16 protein-coding genes are annotated in these 16820 nt (G+C 75.9%); 7 read left to right on the top strand and 9 right to left on the bottom strand.

The genetic code is table 11. The features are described from left to right. Window positions 1–60: 60 nt before the first annotated feature. Window positions 61–486, bottom strand: a complete 426-nt coding sequence (locus V6V16_RS20720) for a type II toxin-antitoxin system Phd/YefM family antitoxin (RefSeq protein ID WP_334564464.1) — start codon at window positions 484–486, stop codon at window positions 61–63. Window positions 487–1025: 539 nt separating this feature from the next. On the opposite strand from V6V16_RS20720, the gene V6V16_RS20715 reads away from it, so the two are divergent. Both V6V16_RS20715 and V6V16_RS20710 read left to right on the top strand, forming a co-directional pair. Further along, the gene (locus V6V16_RS20715; RefSeq protein ID WP_442934121.1) at window positions 1026–2564 is read left to right on the top strand and encodes a chitinase; all 1539 of its coding nucleotides are present in this window, start codon (window positions 1026–1028) and stop codon (window positions 2562–2564) included. Between the two features lie 234 nt (window positions 2565–2798). After that, a complete protein-coding gene (locus V6V16_RS20710; RefSeq protein WP_334564460.1) occupies window positions 2799–3386 on the top strand; it encodes an ATP-dependent endonuclease in 588 nt (195 codons plus the stop codon). Here V6V16_RS20710 and V6V16_RS20705 read toward each other — a convergent pair. After that, entirely contained in the window at window positions 3357–3932 is a 576-nt protein-coding gene (locus V6V16_RS20705; protein WP_334564459.1) for a GNAT family N-acetyltransferase, read from the bottom strand. The genes V6V16_RS20710 and V6V16_RS20705 overlap by 30 nt on opposite strands. Window positions 3933–4010: 78 nt before the next feature. On the opposite strand from V6V16_RS20705, the gene V6V16_RS20700 reads away from it, so the two are divergent. The 4 genes from V6V16_RS20700 (at window position 4011) to V6V16_RS20685 (ending at window position 8480) form a co-directional block, all read left to right on the top strand. After that, on the top strand, window positions 4011–4535 hold the full coding sequence (locus V6V16_RS20700) for a PadR family transcriptional regulator (protein ID WP_334564457.1): 525 nt from the start codon (window positions 4011–4013) through the stop codon (window positions 4533–4535). Further along, entirely contained in the window at window positions 4532–5212 is a 681-nt protein-coding gene (locus V6V16_RS20695; RefSeq protein ID WP_334564454.1) for an ABC transporter ATP-binding protein, read from the top strand. Before V6V16_RS20700 ends, V6V16_RS20695 begins: the two co-directional genes overlap by 4 nt. Next, window positions 5209–7482: an ABC transporter permease gene (locus tag V6V16_RS20690; RefSeq protein ID WP_334564451.1), complete on the top strand. Its 2274-nt coding sequence runs from the start codon at window positions 5209–5211 to the stop codon at window positions 7480–7482. The genes V6V16_RS20695 and V6V16_RS20690 overlap by 4 nt, the downstream gene beginning before the upstream one ends. A gap of 287 nt (window positions 7483–7769) precedes the next feature. After that, on the top strand, window positions 7770–8480 hold the full coding sequence (locus V6V16_RS20685; protein WP_334564450.1) for a GAF and ANTAR domain-containing protein: 711 nt from the start codon (window positions 7770–7772) through the stop codon (window positions 8478–8480). Between the two features lie 7 nt (window positions 8481–8487). On the opposite strand, the gene V6V16_RS20680 is transcribed toward V6V16_RS20685, so the two are convergent. Continuing rightward, the gene (locus V6V16_RS20680; protein WP_334564449.1) at window positions 8488–9198 is read right to left on the bottom strand and encodes a GAF and ANTAR domain-containing protein; all 711 of its coding nucleotides are present in this window, start codon (window positions 9196–9198) and stop codon (window positions 8488–8490) included. A gap of 256 nt (window positions 9199–9454) precedes the next feature. Here V6V16_RS20680 and V6V16_RS20675 point away from each other — a divergent pair, with 256 nt between their 5' ends. Next, complete coding sequence (locus tag V6V16_RS20675; RefSeq protein ID WP_334564447.1) at window positions 9455–9904, top strand: STAS domain-containing protein; 450 nt, start codon at window positions 9455–9457, stop codon at window positions 9902–9904. 111 nt (window positions 9905–10015) lie between these two features. On the opposite strand, the gene V6V16_RS20670 is transcribed toward V6V16_RS20675, so the two are convergent. The 6 genes from V6V16_RS20670 to V6V16_RS20645 form a co-directional block, all read right to left on the bottom strand. After that, window positions 10016–11101, bottom strand: a complete 1086-nt coding sequence (locus tag V6V16_RS20670; RefSeq protein ID WP_334564445.1) for a (Fe-S)-binding protein — start codon at window positions 11099–11101, stop codon at window positions 10016–10018. After that, complete coding sequence (locus tag V6V16_RS20665) at window positions 11098–12483, bottom strand: FAD-binding oxidoreductase (protein ID WP_334564442.1); 1386 nt, start codon at window positions 12481–12483, stop codon at window positions 11098–11100. Before V6V16_RS20665 ends, V6V16_RS20670 begins: the two co-directional genes overlap by 4 nt. A gap of 145 nt (window positions 12484–12628) precedes the next feature. Beyond that, window positions 12629–13072, bottom strand: coding sequence for a hypothetical protein (locus V6V16_RS20660; RefSeq protein WP_334564440.1), 444 nt, complete (start codon window positions 13070–13072; stop codon window positions 12629–12631). 59 nt (window positions 13073–13131) lie between these two features. Then, window positions 13132–13953, bottom strand: coding sequence for a sugar phosphate isomerase/epimerase family protein (locus tag V6V16_RS20655; protein ID WP_334564438.1), 822 nt, complete (start codon window positions 13951–13953; stop codon window positions 13132–13134). Window positions 13954–13984: 31 nt separating this feature from the next. Then, window positions 13985–15094: a dihydrodipicolinate synthase family protein gene (locus tag V6V16_RS20650; RefSeq protein ID WP_334564494.1), complete on the bottom strand. Its 1110-nt coding sequence runs from the start codon at window positions 15092–15094 to the stop codon at window positions 13985–13987. 341 nt (window positions 15095–15435) lie between these two features. Further along, window positions 15436–16587 (bottom strand): Gfo/Idh/MocA family protein, encoded by a 1152-nt coding sequence (locus tag V6V16_RS20645; RefSeq protein WP_334564436.1) that lies wholly within the window; start codon window positions 16585–16587, stop codon window positions 15436–15438. Between the last annotated feature and the right edge of the window lie 233 nt (window positions 16588–16820).

The raw sequence follows: 16820 nt of genomic DNA, 5'->3' as shown, positions 1-16820 counted from the left end.
CCCGACGCCGCGCTGACCCGGCGCCGCCCGGAGTGCGGGGCGGCGCGGAGCCCGGGCGCCTCAGGCGGCGGGGTCGGCGGCCAGCAGGTCGGCGTGGGCGGCGCGGAGCCGGGCGAGACCGGAGTCGCTGCCCGGGGTGACGCGGCGGTCGAGTTCGGCCCAGACCTCGGCGAGGGCGGCGGTGACCGCGCGCAGCTCGGCGGCGTGCCGGTGGCTGCTGCGCCGGTGCGCCTCGTCGAGGCGCCGGGCCCAACCGGCGGTGACGGCGGCGAGGCGATCGGTGTCGGCACGCGCCTGGGCGGCGCTGCGGGCGGCGGCCGCCGGGACGATCGCGGCCACCGGGCGGGGATCGCCGTCGCGGGTGACGACGGTGACGGTGTCGGTCAACTCGGCCAGCGCGACGAGCTGGGTGAGCCGGGTGCGCGCCTCGCGCAGCGGCACCGAACGCGGCTGGTCGGTGTGCGGGGTGAGAGCGGGGACAGCCATGGATGGATGGTCGCCGCCGGGTACGACATTTCCGCACGCCGACGGTCCAGGGTGGACGCGCGGACCCGAACACTGGCGCGAGCCGGGGCCCTCGCGGCGGATAAGCTGCCCGGCGGCGCGTACCTCATCGGCAGCCGCGAGGAGCTGCTTGTACGCGCGCGGCGACCTGAGCCGACCTCGTCGGGCGGGCCGACGCGCTGGGCCTGCCGACCGTGCCCCGGCTGGCCACCCTCTCCGCCGGGGACCTGCCCTGGGACACCGCCGGGACGCACGCGTTCCTGACCGGTCACCTGCCCGGACCCTGGTGGCCCTGGACGGGCCGGCCGGCAGGCGGGCGGGCGGAGAGACGGGCGGGCCGGCAGGCGGGCGCCGAGGGTCGGGCGCCGACACGCGACCCGGCGCGGACGGCGCCGAGGATGTCGTGGGAAGTTCGGCCCGAACGCCTGGACAATTACAGTTAACAATCCTAATAATTGTGCATCCGTCGATCCGACGGCCCTCGTACCCGGGAGGTCCGGATGCGTCGCCCTGCCCGAAACCTGCTGCTGGCCGCCGTCGCGGCCCTGGCCACCGTCACCGCCACCACGTTGACCCTCGCCGCGCCGGCGCACGCCGCCGGCCCGACCGCCACCTTCGTCAGGACCGCCGACTGGGGCACCGGATGGGAGGGGCGCTACACCGTCACCAACGGCGGCCCGAGCACCGTCAACGGCTGGCAGGTGGCCTTCACCCTGCCCACGGGCACCACGCTCGGCTCCTACTGGGACGCCACGGTGAGCAGCGTCGGCCAGCGGCACACCTTCACCAACCGATCCTGGAACGGCACCGTGGCCCCCGGCGCCTCGGTGTCGTTCGGCTTCCTGGTCACCGGCTCCGGTTCCCCCACCAACTGCACGCTCAACGGCGCGCCCTGCTCGGGCGGCACGCCCACCACCCCGCCGACCACGGCCCCGCCCACGACCGCACCGCCCACCACGGCCCCGCCGACGACGCCACCGCCCAGCACGCCGCCGCCCACCACGCCACCGCCCACCACTCCCCCGCCCAACGGCCTGCCCCGGCACGCGTTGATCGGCTACCTGCACGCCAGCTTCGCCAACGGCTCGGGCTACCTGCGGATGGCCGACGTGCCCGCCGACTGGGACATCGTCAACCTCGCCTTCGGCGAGCCGACCAGCGTCACCTCGGGCGACATCCGGTTCCAGCTCTGCCCGCCCAGCGAGTGCCCGGGCGTCGAGACCGAGGCCGAGTTCGTCGCGGCCATCCGCGCGAAGCAGGCGCAGGGCAAGAAGGTGCTGCTCTCCATCGGTGGGCAGAACGGCCAGGTCCAGCTCACCACGACCGCCGCCCGGGACACCTTCGTCCGGTCGGTGGCGGCCGTCATCGACCGGTACGGCCTCAACGGGCTCGACATCGACTTCGAGGGGCACTCGCTCTACCTCGACGCCGGGGACACCGACTTCCGCAACCCGACCACGCCGGTGATCGTCAACCTGATCTCCGCGATCCGCACTCTCAAGCAGCGGTACGGGGCGGGCTTCGTGCTCACCATGGCACCGGAGACGTTCTTCGTCCAGCTCGGCTACCAGTACTACGGATCGGGCCCGTGGGGCGGGCAGGACCCGCGCGCCGGGTCGTACCTGCCGGTGATACACGCGCTGCGCAACGACCTCACCGTGCTGCACGTGCAGGACTACAACTCGGGGCCGATCATGGGGCTCGACAACCAGTACCACACCATGGGCAGCGCGGACTTCCACATCGCGATGACCGACATGCTGCTCGCCGGCTTCCCCGTCGCCGGCAACCCGGACCGGGTCTTCCCGGCGCTGCGCGAGGACCAGGTGGCCTTCGGCGCGCCCTCCTCCCCCAGCGCCGGCAACGGCTACCTCGCCCCGGCCGGGGTGCAGGCGGCGGTGACCTGCCTGGTCCGGGGGCAGGGCTGTGGCCCGTACACCCCGCGCAGCGGCACCAACCCCGCCTTCCGGGGGCTGATGACCTGGTCGATCAACTGGGACCGGTTCTCCGCCTGGGAGCCCCGCCTGACCCCCGGCCCGTCCCTGCGCACGCTGCCCTGATCCCGGCGCCGCCGTCCGGGCCGCCCGGCCCGGACGCCGGCCCGGCCGGCACCCCACCCCACCCCACCCCGGGCGTCGGGGTGGGGTGCCGGCAGCACCACACCCCGACGGATCCGGTTGCGCCGCGGTGCGGGTCCGGCCCACGATCCCGGGGCGGACACGGGACCGGACCGTCCGGACGGGCACCCCGGCCGCGCGGCGGGCGCGGCGACGTCCGGGGGGCGGGAGGCGACCGTGTGGGGCATCCGCGAGCTGGCGACCCGGATCGATGCGCGGGCCGTGGTGCTGGTCGAGGGGGTGAGCGACCGGGTCGCCCTGGAGACCCTGGCCGCGCGCCGCGGCCGGGACCTCGACGCCGACGGCGTACGGATCGTCGCGATGGGCGGCGCGACCAACATCGGCCACTTCCTCGACCACCTCGGCCCCGCCGGGCGCGGGCTGCCGCTGGCCGGCCTCTACGACGAGGGCGAGGAGGGCTTCTTCCGGCGGGGGCTGCAACGCTGCGGCCTCGGCGCCGACCTGTCCCGCGACGACCTGGCCGCGCTCGGCTTCCACGTCTGCGTGGCCGACCTGGAGGACGAACTGATCCGCGCGGTCGGCGTCGCCGGGGTCCGGGAGGTGCTCGCCGCCGAGGGCGAGCTGCGCTCGTTCGACCTCTTCCAGCGCCAGCCCGCCCAGCGGGGGCGCGCCGTCGAGGCGCAGCTGCGCCGGTTCCTCGGCACCCGCTCCGGCCGCAAGAGCGCGTACGCGCGGCTGCTCGTGACGGCGCTGGCGCCGGACCGGGTGCCCCGCTCACTGGACGCGGTGCTCACCCGCGTCTGACCGGACGCCGCGCCACTCGGGCGCCAGCACCGACCACACCTCGAGGTCGATCCGCCCGTCGGGCCCGGGGTGGAGCTCGCGCAGCGTCCCGTCGAGGCGCATGCCCAGCCGTCGGGCGGTGGCGATGCTGCGGGCGTTGCGTGCGTTGGTGCGCCACTCGACGCGGTGGATGCCGCGCTCGCGTACGGCCCAGTCGACGATCCGGCCGACCGCCCGGCTGACCAGCCCGTGCCCCTCCCCCGCGGGCTCCAGCCAGCAGCCGGCCTCGCAGACGCCCCTGCCGGCGTCGAACGAGACGAACATGACCCCGCCCACCAGGTCGCCCCGCCGCCAGATGCCCCAGATGCCGCCGGCGTCGCGCGCCCACAGGTCCGCGTAGCGCTGGAGCGTGGCCCGTGCACCGGCGAGGTCGTCGACCAGGAACGAGGGCGACACCCAGGGCGCGATGTGCGTACGCGCCCGCTCCAGATGGGCCAGGAACTCCTCGGCCCGCCAGGGTTCCAGGGGACGCAGCTCGGCGTCCTCGGTCAGGGACAGGGCGAACACGGGAACCTCCCACTCGACGGTCGGGAGGCAGCGTACCGCTATACACATCGGGTATACCCGGTGTGTATAGTCGCCGCCATGTCGATCGGACAGACCTTCCTCGGCCTCCTGGAGGCCACCCCCCGCCACGGCTACGACATCAAGCGCCTCTACGACGAGCGCTTCGGTCACGCCCGCCCGCTCGCGTACGGGCAGGTCTACGCCACCCTCTCCCGGCTGCTGCGCGGCGGCCTGGTCGAGGTGGACGCCGTGGAACCGGGCGAGGGCCCGGAGCGCAAGCGGTACGCGATCACCGAGGCCGGCGTCACCGACGTGACGCAGTGGCTCGCGCGGGCCGAGAAGCCCGAGCCGTACCTGCAGAGCACCCTCTACACGAAGGTGGTGCTCGCCCTGCTCACCGGCCGCCCCGCCGCCGACGTGCTCGACGTGCAACGCGCCGAGCACCTGCGGATGATGCGCGAGCTGACCCGCCGCAAGCGCGACGGCGACCTCGCCGAGCAGCTGGTCTGCGACCACGCCCTGTTCCACCTGGAGGCCGACCTGCGCTGGCTGGAGCTGACCGCCGCCCGCCTCGACGAGCTCGGCGCGGCGGTCCGGTCGTGAGCGCGCCGCTGCTTCTCGCCGAGGACCTGCACCGCTCGTTCGGGCCGACCCGGGCGCTCGCCGGGGCCAGCCTGCGCGTCCACTCCGGCGAGGTGCTGGCCCTGATGGGCTCCTCGGGCTCCGGCAAGTCCACCCTGCTGCACTGCCTCGCCGGCATCGCCCGGCCCGACTCCGGCCGCGTGCTCTACGCCGGCCGCGACCTCGCCACGCTCGGCGACGCCGGGCGCAGCGCCCTGCGCCGGGAGGAGTTCGGCTTCGTCTTCCAGTTCGGTCAGCTCGTGCCGGAGCTGACCTGCCTGGAGAACGTCGCACTGCCGCTGCGGCTGGCCCGGGCCGGCCGCCGGGAGGCGGAGCGGCGGGCCGCCGAGTGGCTGGAGCGCCTGGAGGTCGCCGAGGTGGCCGGCAAGCGGCCCGGCGAGGTCTCCGGCGGGCAGGGGCAGCGGGTGGCGGTCGCCCGGGCGCTGGTCACCCGCCCCCGGGTGGTCTTCGCCGACGAGCCGACCGGCGCCCTCGACTCGCTCAACGGCGAACGGGTGATGCGGCTGCTCACGGCCGCCGCCCGGGACACCGGCGCGGCCGTGGTGCTGGTCACGCACGAGGCGCGGGTCGCCGCGTACTCCGATCGGGAGGTGGTGGTGCGCGACGGCCGCACCCGGGACCTGGAGGTCGCGGCGTGACGCGGCTGCGCGACGGCGCGGCCGACCTGGTCATGGGCGCCCGGATGGCGTTCACCGGCGGCCGGGACGGCTGGCTGCGGGCGGTGCTGACCGCGGTCGGCGTCGGGGTGGGGGTGGCGGTGCTGCTGCTCGCCGCCGCGGTGCCCGGCGCGCTGGACGCCCGGCAGGCGCGCGGCGACGCCCGCGACGACCTGCGGATGGGCCAGCAGATCCCGGCCGCCGCGGACACCCTGCTGATCCGCCAGACCGACAGCGAGTTCCGGGGGCAGCCGGTGCGGGGCCGGGTGCTGCGGCCCGAGGGACCGGCCGCGCCGGCCCCGCCGGGGGTGGCCGCCCTGCCCCACGCCGGGGAGGTGCTGGTCTCCCCCGCGCTGCGCGACCTGCTCGGCTCCGCCGACGGCGCGCTGTTCGCCCCCCGCCTCGGCGGGGCCACGGTCACCGGCGTCATCGCCGACGAAGGGCTGGCCGGTCCGCGCGAGCTGGCCTACTACCTGGGCAGCGACACCCTCACCGCCGACGACGCGACCCGGCTGGACGCGTTCGGCGGCGGGCTGCCCGGCGAGGCCTTCGACCCGGTGCTGATGGTCCTGGTGGTGGTCATCTTCGTGGTCCTGCTGCTGCCCATCGCGGTGTTCCTCGGCGCGGCCGTGCGGTTCGGCGGGGAGCGGCGCGACCGGCGGCTGGCCGCGCTGCGGCTGGTCGGCGCCGACGCCGCGATGGTCCACCGGATCGCCGCCGGGGAGGCCGCCGCCGGCGCGCTGCTCGGCGTCGCGGCCGGCGGCGTGCTCTTCGCGCTCGGCCGGCAGGTGGTGCCGCTGGTCACCCTCATGGATCTGAGCGTGTACGCCGCCGACGTGCGCCCGCCGCTGCCGCTGGTGGCCGCCGTCGTGCTGGCGGTGCCGGCGCTCGCCGTCGTGGTGACGCTGGTGTCGATGCGCTCCGTCCTGGTCGAGCCGCTCGGGGTGACCCGGCGCGCGACGCCGGTGCGCCGCCGGCTGCTGTGGCGGCTGCTGCTGCCGGCCGCCGGGCTCGGGCTGCTGCTGGCCGGCGCGGCCGGCGTCGCACCGCTGGGCGACGAGCGGCAGACCGCGGCCGGCGCCGTGCTGCTGCTGGGCGGCGTGGTCACCCTGCTGCCCTGGCTGACCGACCTGCTGGTACGCCGGCTGCGCGGCGGCCCGGTCGCGTGGCAGCTCGCGGTGCGCCGCCTCCAGCTCGACAGCGCCGCCTCGGCGCGGCTGGTCAACGGCATCGCGGTCGCCGTGGCGGGCACCATCGGGTTGCAGATGCTCTTCGCCGGCGTCGCCGGCCGGTTCACCTTCGACACCGGGCAGGACCCCTCCCGGGCCCAGGTGCAGGTGCAGTTCCCGGCGCGGCCGGACGCGCTCCCGGCGCTGGAGCGGCTGGCCGGCGCGCCCGGGGTGACCGCCAGCACCGCCACGCTGACGACCTCGATCACGGCCGACGGGGCGTACGGCGTGCTGCGCGTCGGCGACTGCGCGGCGCTGGCCGAGTTCGCCCGGCTCGACCGGTGCGCCGACGGGGACGTGTTCCTCGTCCGGGATCCCGAGGGCCAGCCAGCCGGCGTCGGGCCGGGCGGCACGGTCGTGGTCGCCGACACCGAGGGGGTGACCTGGCGGGTCCCGCGCGCCGCCCGGGAGGCGCCGGTGCGCACCGACCCGTCCGGCTACCCGCAGGGCGGGGTGCTGGCCACCCCCGGCGCGGTCGACGCCGCCCGGCTGGGGCCGCTGCGCGCCGAGGCGTACCTGCGGCTCGCGCCCGACCGGCCGGACGCGGTGGAGCACGTCCGCAACGCCGCCGCCGGCGTCGACCCGTTCGCCTCGGTGCTCACGCTGACCGGGGAACGGCGGGCCACCCAGTTCGTCAACGTCCAGCGTGGCCTCTACATCGGCGCGGTGGTCACCCTGCTGCTGATCGGGGCCAGCATGCTGGTCGGCGTGCTGGAGCAGCTCCGGGAACGCCGCCGGCTGCTGGCGATGCTGGTCGCGGTCGGCACCCGGCGCACCACGCTGAGCTGGTCGGTGCTCTGGCAGACCGCCGTGCCGGTGGCGATCGGGCTCGCCCTGGCGGTGGTCTTCGGGCTCGGCCTCGGCGCGGTGCTGCTGCGGATGGTGCAGACGCCGGTCACGATCGCCTGGCCGGCACTGGGCGTCTCCACCGGCCTCGGGGCGGCGGTGGTGCTGCTGGTCACCGGGCTCAGCCTGCCGGTGCTGTGGCGGCTGACCCGTCCGGACGGCATCCGCACCGAGTGAGGCGGCGCCCGCCCCGGTCGGTGTGGCGTCAGGCGATGTCCGGGCGGCGCACGCCGGCCGGGGCGGCGCCAGGCGCGGGCCGCCGGTCGCGGGCGGGCGCCGCGCCGTAAACTGGTGGGCCTGTAGCGAACGCCGACAGGGGCGTCGCGAACGCGCGTCAAGCAGCGGCGCCGGTCCCGGATCCGAACGTGGATCCGGTACAGCGGTCCGTGCCCTCGGACCGCCACCACGCGCTGTCCGGCTCCGCCGGAGCACCACCGCGCCGTTCGCCGAGGACGAGTGACGCCATGCCGCAGCCACCGCTGGATCTCACCGACGCCGTCATCCGGCTCGGGGCGATCCGTCACGACGAGTCCGACCTGGACACCGTCCTGGCCCGAATCGCCGAGGTCGCCAAGGAGAGCATCCCGGGCACCCGGGAGGTGTCGGTGACACTGGTGCACGGCACCGAGGCGCACACCGCCGCGTTCACCGGCGAGCTGGCGCTGCGTCTCGACAAGTGGCAGTACGAGCAGGGCCGGGGCCCCTGCCTGGACGCCGCCACCACCGGCAGCACCATGGTCGTGCACGACATGGCCACCGAGAGCCGGTGGCCGGAGTGGGCCCGGGCCGCGCACGCGGCGGGCGCCGGCAGCTCGATGTCCATCGGCCTGCCGATCCAGGAGGCCGTGGTGGGGGCGCTGAACGTCTACGGCGCCGAACCCGGCGCGTTCGACGACGTCACGGCGGCGGCCCAGACGTTCGCCGGCTACGCAGCGATCGCCCTGGCCAACGCCCACCTCTACGAGAGCACGGCGACGCTGGCGCAGCAGATGCGGGTGGCCATGGAGAGCCGGGCCGTCATCGAGCAGGCCAAGGGGATCATCATGGGTCAGCGGCGGTGCACGGCGGAGGAGGCGTTCAGCATCCTCGCGAAAATCTCGCAGAACTCCAACCGGAAGCTGCGCGACGTCGCGGAGGCCCTGGTCCGCGGCGCCGCCGCGGGGCAGAACCGGTAGGGCGGGGTCACGGCTGCCGGCCGATGGCCCGGTCGACGAGTGCCGCGGCCACGTCCCGGACCTTGCGGTTGCTGTCCTGGGAGATCCTGGACAGCAGCGCGAACGCCTCCTCGGGCGTGCACCGCCGCTCGCCCATGATGATCCCCTTGGCCTGCTCGATGACGGCGCGGCTCTCCATCGCGGCGCGCATCTGCAGGGCGAGGGTGGTGGTGCTCTCGTAGAGGTGGGCGTTGGCCAGGGCGACGGCCGCGTACGCCGCGAAGGTCTTCGCCAGCTCGATCCCCTCCGGGTCGAAGGCGTGCGGCCGGGTGCCGTAGACGTTGAGCGTGCCGACCACAGCCTCCTGGATCGGCAGTCCCAGGGAGAGCGAACTGTGCACCCCCCGGTCGCGGGCCTCGGCGGCCCATGCCGGCCACCGGTTCTCGGTGGCCATGTCCGGCAGGCTCAGCACTCCCCCGCTGACCGACGCGTCGAGGCACGGGCCCCCGCCGTGCGCGTACTGCCACTCGTCGAGTTCCCGCGCCAGCGCGCCGGTGTACGCGAGACTCTGCGGGGCCTCGCCCCGCAGCAGCGTCACGGAGACCTCCTCGGCACCGGGGACGCCCCGCCGGGCCAACGCCGCGATCTGCGACACGACCGTTTCCAGACCGGCTTCCCCGAGCCGGAACCGGCCGAGCTCGGCGAGCGCCTCCCGGGGGTCCAGCGGGCTCTGCTCCATCGGGTGGGCCCCCTCTGCGGTCGGAGCGCCGACCGCCCGTGCCGGGATCGGCTGTGCGCGGCCCCAACCTACCGGCCGGCCCGGTCCCGCGCGCAGACAGCGCCGTCACCCGTCGATCCGCGCGTGCCCGTGTGTGCGGGGCCCGGGGCGCGGGTAGCGTCTGATGCGGGTCAAGACATGCGCCCCAGGGCAGGTGCCCCGCCGCGAGCGCGGCGGCCGCCGGCCCGCTACCCCGTTGTCCATTCCGGGAGGCGTCATGTCGACCGTACGACCGTCACTCGATGCGACGCTGCCCGCGACCGGAACGGGTCGTCTCCGCCGCACGGCCCCGCCCGTCGTCTCCCTCTCCGTGACCGTGCAGCGCACGATCCGGGTCGTCGAGGTCCGTGGTGAGCTCGACATGAGCAGCGCCCACCTGCTGGTCGAGTTCGTGGAGCTGTTCTGCGGTGGGCACGCGGACGAGGTCCGGCTCGACCTGTCCGGCGTCACCTTCTTCAGCGCCCACGGCATCACCGCGCTGCTGCGGGTGCGGCAGGCCGTCGACCTCGCCGGAGGCCACCTCACGCTGCCCGACCCCGCCCCCTGCGTACACCGCCTGCTGGACCTGAGCGGGGCCGCTCGGGAGCTTCCTTCCGACGGCGGGTCGCGCACCGCCGCGCGGCCCACGCCCCGGCGATCGCCTTCGGCGTACCTAGTGTCGGACTGATCGGTCGGGACTGCCCGCGCGGTCGCGCGGGGCCGGGGTTCGTCGCGGCCGTGGGGACTCGCGTCACCGCCGCCACGGCGGTCCCGTGACCGGCGACTCCGGCGGATCCGCTCAGGCCGGTCGCGACGGCGGCTCGACGCGGGTGAGCAGCTCGGCCAGGTGCACGGCCCGCACGGTCGATCGGCGCCGGCGCAGCCCGGTGCGCAGCTGCCGCAGGCAGCCGGGGTTGACCACCACCACCAGGTCCACCCCGGCCGCCTCGATCTCGTCGATCTTCGCGTCCAGGATCCGCCGCGACTCCCTCGGCCGCAGCAGCGAGTACGTGCCGGCGGCCCCGCAGCAGGCGGCCGCCGAGGGCAGCTCCACGTAGTCGGCGACCTGGCGCAGCAGCGCCCGGGGCTCGGCGAAGACGCCGAGACCGTTGCGCAGGTGACAGGAGTCCTGCAGGGCGACCCGGGCGCGCCGACCGGCGACGCGCAGTTCGCCCCCGGCGGGCCGGCCGGCCAGCCAGGTGGAGAGCTCGCGTACCCGGTCGGAGCCGAGCACGGAGGTGAGGTGGGCGGCGCAGCCGCCGGAGGTGGTGACGATCGTGCCGGGCAGTTCCTCGCCGAGCCGCTCGGCCAGCCGCTCGCCGCCGGCCAGGTCGCCGTTGTGCGCGTGCAGCGCGCCGCAGCAGCCCTGGGCGGTGGGGACGGCCAGCTCGGGGGCGAGCGCGTGCGCCGCCCGGCTGACCGCCGGGTAGAGCCCGCGCTCGACGCAGCCCAGCATGAGCTGCGCGCCCCCGGTCGGCGCCGTTCCCGGGGCGGCGGCCGGGCCGCGGGCGGCACGGCGGACGAGACCGGAGAGCCGCAGCAGCCACCGCCGCTCGACCAGCAGCATCAGCGCCCGGGCGACCAGGGGTCGCCGCCGGCCCCGCCACTGGTGCACCCGCCACTGCTCCAGCAGGCTGCCGTACTCGACGCCGGCCGGGCAGACCGGCTCGCACGCCCGGCAGCCCAGGCAGAACGAGGACTGTTCGGCGAGGGTGTCGTCGTCCGGGGGCAGGCTGCCGTCCTGCAAAGCCCGCATCAGGGTGATCCGGCCGCGCGGCGAGGAGGCCTCGTCGCCGGTCATCGCGTACGTGGGGCAGGCCGGCAGGCAGAACCCGCAGGAGATGCAGCGCGACAGCTGCTCCGGGTTGAACACGTCGCCCGTCACGAGCCCAGCTTTCCGGGATTGAGGATGCCCGCCGGGTCGAAGGCGGTCTTGATCCGCCGCAGCAGGGCGAGCTGCTCCTCGCCGAGGCGGGCCGCGAGGAAGGGCAGCTTCGCCGCGCCCACCCCGTGCTCGCCGGTGATGGTGCCGCCGAGGTCGAGGGCGGCGGCGAAGACGTCGGCGAAGGCCGCCTCGGCGCGGCGTACCGCGTCGTGGTCCTCCGCCGAGTCGAGCACGCAGGTGGGGTGCAGGTTGCCGTCACCGGCGTGGCCGAAGGTGGCGATGGCGACGCCGTGCCGGGCGGCGACGGCGTCGATCCGGTCGACCATCTCGGCGATCCGGGGCCGGGGCACGGTCGCGTCCTCCAGGATGGTCACCCCGCCGCGGCGGGACAGCGCCGGCAGCGCGCAGCGGCGGGCGGCCAGCAGCGCCTCGGCCTGCGCGACCTCGCGGGCCGTGGTGACCTCCACCGCGCCGGCGTCCACGCAGGCGGCGCCGATCCGCTCCAGGTTGGCGGCGACCAGGTCCGGCGGGCCGTCGTCGCCGAAGAGCAGCAGGGCGCCGGCGTCGGCGCGCAGGCCCAGCCGGGCGAAGTCCTCCACGGCCTCGATGCAGGCCCGGTCGAGGAACTCCAGGGTCGCCGGCACCACCCCGGCCCGGATCACCCGGGCCACGGCCTCCCCCGCGTCGGCCAGCGTCGGGAAGTAGGCGACCCCGGTGTTCGTCGACGCCGGGGCGGGCAGCAGCGCCACCGTCGCCTCGGTGATCACGGCGAGGGTGCCCTCCGAGCCGGTGAGCAGCCGGGTCAGGTCGTAGCCGGCGACGTCCTTCCAGAGCCGGCCGCCGGTGCGGATCACCTCGCCGGTCGGCAGCACCGCCTCCAGACCGAGCACGTAGTTGCGGGTCACCCCGTACTTCAGGCCACGCAGCCCGCCGGCGCAGGTGGCGATGGTGCCGCCGACGGTGGCGACGGTCCGGCTGCCCGGGTCGGGCGCCCAGAGCAGGCCCCGCGCGGCGGCCGCGTCCGCCAGGGCGGCGCTGGTCACGCCCGGCTGCACCCGGGCGAGCAGCTCGTCGGCGCTGAGCTCCAGGATGGCCCTGAGCCGGGTCAGCACCAGCACGATGCCGCCGCGCAGCGGCACCGTCGCGGCGCAGAGGTTGGACCCCGCGCCGCGCGGCACCACGGGCACCCCGTGCCGGGTGGCCAGCGCCAGCACGGCGGCGACCTCGGCGGTGTCGGCCGGGAAGACCACGGCGTCGGGCCGGTGCGAGAAGAGGGGCGTGGCGTCCCGCGCGTACGCCACGAGGTCGCCGGCCGCGTCGTGCACGTGCGACGGGCCGACGATGCCGCGCAGCTCGGCGAGGACGGTCGCGGAGAGCGCCATGCCCACCCTTCCCGGCGCGCCGGCCGCGCCTGTAGGTTTTTGCCGGCTCTCGGCCGGCTGTCCGGCGACAGTTTTCAGACCGATCATAGAGAGCGGGGCGGGCCAGGTGAAGGCGCGCCGGCGACCCCGGCGGCCGGACCGGCCGTCAGGGCGGTGGCAGGCGCTCGCGCAGCGCGGCGAACTCGGCCGCGGTGAGGAAGGACGGGTTGGCCGCCTGCGGCTGCCGGAGCACCTCCGCGCCGGCCAGCCGGGGATCGGCGCGGAACAGCTCCCGGCGGACCCGGTGCGCCTCGTCGAGAACGGTCAGGTCCAGCGGCACCGTCCAGGCCGCGCCCGCCTCGCCCGGCACCGCGACGCCCGCCACCAGCCCCACGCCCCAGACGCCGTACCCGAGCCGGCCCCGGCTGCCGCTGGCCCAGAACACCACCGGCTGCCCGGCCCGCATCAGCCGGGTCCGGTAGCCGGGACGTACGCACCAGCTCGTCACCCGCGGGTCGCGGGCGAAGCGGCCGGTCAGGTCGACCCGGTCCGCGTTGCCCTTGATCAGCCACGCGCCGAGGTCGCCGAGGTGCACCAGCCGGTCGGTCATCGCCACATCATCGCCCGGATCCCCGCCGGCCGCCGGACGCCGGCCGGCCGGGACCGTTCTCAGGCGACGTGGCGCAGGTATCCCGCGATCGAGGCGGCCAGGACCTCGCGACCCGGCCGGGCCCACACCTCGGCCGAGAAGACCTCCACCTCGACCGGCCCGGCGTAACCGGCCGCGTCGACGGCCTCGCGCAGCCGACGCAGCTCGATGCAGCCGTCGCCGGGCAGCGCCCGGCCGAGCAGCACCCCCTCGGGCAGCGGGGTCACCCAGTCGCAGACCTGGAACGCGGCGATCCGCCGGCCCGCCCGGGAGATCTGCGCGTACACCGTGTCGTCCCACCACACGTGGTACGCGTCGACGACCACCCCGACCACCCCCGGATCGAACCGCTCGGCGATGTCCAGCGCCTGCCCCAGGGTGGACACCACGCACCGGTCGGCGCAGAACATCGGGTGCAGCGGCTCGATCGCCAGCGTCACGCCGGCCGCCGCGGCGTGCGGGACCAGCTCGGCGATGGCGTCGGCGACCTGCTCCCGGGCCCCGTCGACGTCCCGGCTGCCCGGCGGCAGGCCGCCCGAGACCAGCACCAGGGCCGAGGTCCCGAGGGCGGCGGCCTCCTCGATGGCCCGCAGGTTCTCCGCCCGCCAGCCGTCGGCGGTGAAGAAGCCGCCCCGGCAGAGCGAGGTGACCTCCAGGCCGGCGTCGCGGACCAGCTTCGCGGCGCGCGCCAGCCCGTACTCGGCGACGGGCTCCCGCCACAACCCGATCCCCGGTACGCCGGCGGCGACGCAGCCGGCGACCACCTCGGGCAGCGCCCAGTGCTGCGACGTTGCCTGGTTGAACGAGAACCGCCGCAGGTCGTGCCCGTCGACGCCGCTCACCGGGCCGCCCTCCGCTCGCCGCCGCGCGGGCTCACTGAGCCACTCCCGCCACCGAGAACAGCGCCCGGGCGCGGCCGGCGGCCAGCTCGGCGTCGGGCAGCAGGCCGGCGGCGTCGGCGAGGGTGAGCAGGGTGGCCAGGTGCGCCGGCGAGCGGCCCGTCTGGGTCCCGCCGACCATCGTGAAGTGCTCCTGGTGCCCGGCCAGCCAGGCCAGGAACACGATGCCGGTCTTGTAGTGCCAGGTGGGCGCCGCGAAGATGTGCCGGGCCAGCGGCACGGTCGGCGCGAAGATCCGGTCGTACTCGTCCGGCTCGCCCCGGTCCAGGGCGGCCAGCGCGGCGGCGGCGGCCGGCGCGATCGCGGCGAACACCCCCAGCAGCGCGTCGGAGTGACCGCTGTCGTCGCCCCGGATCAGCTCCGGGTAGTGGAAGTCGTCGCCGGTGTACAGGCGCACCCCGGCGGGCAGCCGGCGGCGCAACGCCACCTCGCGTTCGGCGTCGAGCAGGGAGACCTTGATCCCGTCCACCCGGGCGTCGTGCGCCTTGATCAGCTCCACCACGGCGTCGGCGGCCTCGTCCAGGTCGGCCGACCCCCAGTAGCCCGCGAGCGCCGGATCGAACATCGGGCCCAGCCAGTGCAGCACCACCGGCTCCTCGGCGGCGGTCAGCAGCTCGTCGTACACCCGCAGGTAGTCCTCCCGGCCGCGGGCGGCGGCGGCCAGGTGACGGCTGCACATCAGCACCGGGCGGGCCCCGGCGGCCCGCACGTCGTCGAGCTGTTCGCGGTAGGCGCGGGCGACCTCGGCCAGGGTCGCCGGGCCGGGCGGGAGCTGGTCCGTGCCGACCCCGGAGACGATCCGGCCGCCCACGGAGCGGGCCTCGGCGGCGCTGCGCCGGATCAGCTCGCGGGTGGCCGGGTAGTCCAGGCCCATGCCGCGCTGCGCGGTGTCCATCGCCTCGGCCACCCCGAAGCCGTACGACCACAGGTGGTGCCGGAAGGCCAGGGTCCGCTCCCAGTCCAGCACCGCCGGGGCGCCCGGCACGTTCTCGGCGAGCGGATCGGCCACCACGTGCGCGGCGGCGTACGCGATGCGGCTGCTCGACGGCCCGGCGGGGCGCGGGAACCCCCCGCCCCCGCTCAGCCGGTACCGCCGCCCCCCGGGCAGCACCACCTCGGCGGCGCTCGCGGGGCCCCCCTCCGATCGCGGCTGCGGGGCTCGCAGACCCGGCTCGCTCCTCGCGCTCACAGGCCCACCTTCCGATCGCGACTGCGGGGCTCGCAGACCCGGCTCACTCCTCGCGCTCACAGGCCCACCTTCCGATCGCGACTGCGGGGCTCGCAGACCCGGCTCACTCCTCGCGCTCACAGGCCCACCTTCCGATCGCGACTGCGGGGCTCGCAGACCCGGCTCACTCCTCGCGCTCACAGGCCCACCTTCCGATCGCGACTGCGGGGCTCGCAGACCCGGCTCACTCCTCGCGCTCACAGCTCCAGCTCCGGGATGTCCAGCCGGGCGCCCTCGCGCGCCGAGCGCAGGCCCAGCTCGGCGAGCTGCACGCCGCGCGCCCCCGCCAGGAAGTCCCACGGGAACGGCTCGTTGGCGGCCACGTGCCGCAGGAACGCCTCCCACTGCACCTTGAAGCCGTTGTCGAACTCCTCGTTGTCCGGCACCTCCGTCCACTGTGCCCGGAAGGGCTCGGTGACGGGCAGGTCCGGGTTCCAGACCGGCTTCGGGGTGACCGCCCGGTGCTGCACCCGGCAGCTGCGCAGACCGGCGACCGCGCTGCCCTCGGTGCCGTCGACCTGGAACTCGACCAGCTCGTCGCGGTGCACCCGGACGCACCAGGAGGAGTTGAGCTGCGCGACCACGCCCCCGTCGAGCTCGAAGATGCCGTACGCGGCGTCGTCGGCGGTCGCCGGGTAGGCCCGGCCCGCCTCGTCGACCCGCTGCGGCACGTGCGTCGCGGTGAGGCAGGACACCGTGCGCACCCGGCCGAAGAGCTCCTCCAGCACGTACTGCCAGTGCGGGAACATGTCCACGACGATGCCGCCGCCGTCCTCGCTGCGGTAGTTCCAGGACGGGCGCTGGGCCGGCTGCCAGTCGCCCTCGAAGACCCAGTAGCCGAACTCCCCGCGCACCGACAGGATCCGCCCGAAGAAGCCGCCGTCGATGAGCCGCTTGAGCTTGCGCAGCCCCGGCAGGAAGAGCTTGTCCTGCACCACCCCCGTACGCACCCCGGCGGCGCGCGCCGCCCGGGCCAGGTCGAGGGCGCCCTCGGTGTCCTCGGCCAGCGGCTTCTCTGTGTAGATGTGCTTGCCCGCCTCGATCGCCCGGCGGATCGCCTTCTCCCGCTGCTGGGTGACCTGGGAGTCGAAGTAGACCTCGACGTCGTCGCGGGCCAGCGCGGCGCTCAGGTCGGTGGTCCAGTCGGTCAGGCCGTGCCGCTCGGCGATGTCGCGGAGCTTGGCCTCGCTGCGCCCGACCAGGACGGGCTCCGGCCAGATCGTGGTGCCGTCGGCCAGGGGCACGCCGCCCTGCTCGCGGATGGCGAGCAGGGAGCGCACCAGGTGCTGCCGGTAGCCCATCCGGCCGGTGACGCCGTTGACGATGATGCCTATCGACCTGCGGGTCATGGTGTTCCTTCCCTCCGCGGGCGTCGCCGGCCGGGACGGCGGCGGGCGGCGACCCTCTTCCACGCCTGCGCCGCCGCCCGGAGGTCCCCGGCGGCGGAGGTCAGGCAAGCGCTTTCCTGGCAGCGTAGGGAACGCCTCCCCTATCCGGCAAGGGGCCGTCCGGCCCGGCCGCCCGGCACGCGCCGCGCGGTCAGCCGCCGGGCCGCGCGCGGGGCCGGGGAAGGGCTTTGGCT

This window comes from Micromonospora sp. CPCC 205561 (assembly GCF_036906775.1).
Lineage (GTDB): Bacteria > Actinomycetota > Actinomycetes > Mycobacteriales > Micromonosporaceae > Micromonospora.
The sequence above is the reverse complement of the archived record's forward strand: the minus strand, read 5'-3'. Positions and strand labels throughout refer to the sequence as shown.

What these genes read in the sequence shown, in the direction of transcription:
- V6V16_RS20720 (WP_334564464.1), bottom strand. Translation starts at nt 486, where the DNA reads ATGGCTGTCCCCGCTCTCACCCCGCACACCGACCAGCCGCGTTCGGTG.
- V6V16_RS20700 (WP_334564457.1), top strand. Translation starts at nt 4,011, where the DNA reads ATGTCGATCGGACAGACCTTCCTCGGCCTCCTGGAGGCCACCCCCCGC.
- V6V16_RS20685 (WP_334564450.1), top strand. Translation starts at nt 7,770, where the DNA reads ATGCCGCAGCCACCGCTGGATCTCACCGACGCCGTCATCCGGCTCGGG.
- V6V16_RS20680 (WP_334564449.1), bottom strand. Translation starts at nt 9,198, where the DNA reads ATGGAGCAGAGCCCGCTGGACCCCCGGGAGGCGCTCGCCGAGCTCGGC.
- V6V16_RS20675 (WP_334564447.1), top strand. Translation starts at nt 9,455, where the DNA reads ATGTCGACCGTACGACCGTCACTCGATGCGACGCTGCCCGCGACCGGA.
- V6V16_RS20665 (WP_334564442.1), bottom strand. Translation starts at nt 12,483, where the DNA reads ATGGCGCTCTCCGCGACCGTCCTCGCCGAGCTGCGCGGCATCGTCGGC.
- V6V16_RS20660 (WP_334564440.1), bottom strand. Translation starts at nt 13,072, where the DNA reads ATGACCGACCGGCTGGTGCACCTCGGCGACCTCGGCGCGTGGCTGATC.
- V6V16_RS20645 (WP_334564436.1), bottom strand. Translation starts at nt 16,587, where the DNA reads ATGACCCGCAGGTCGATAGGCATCATCGTCAACGGCGTCACCGGCCGG.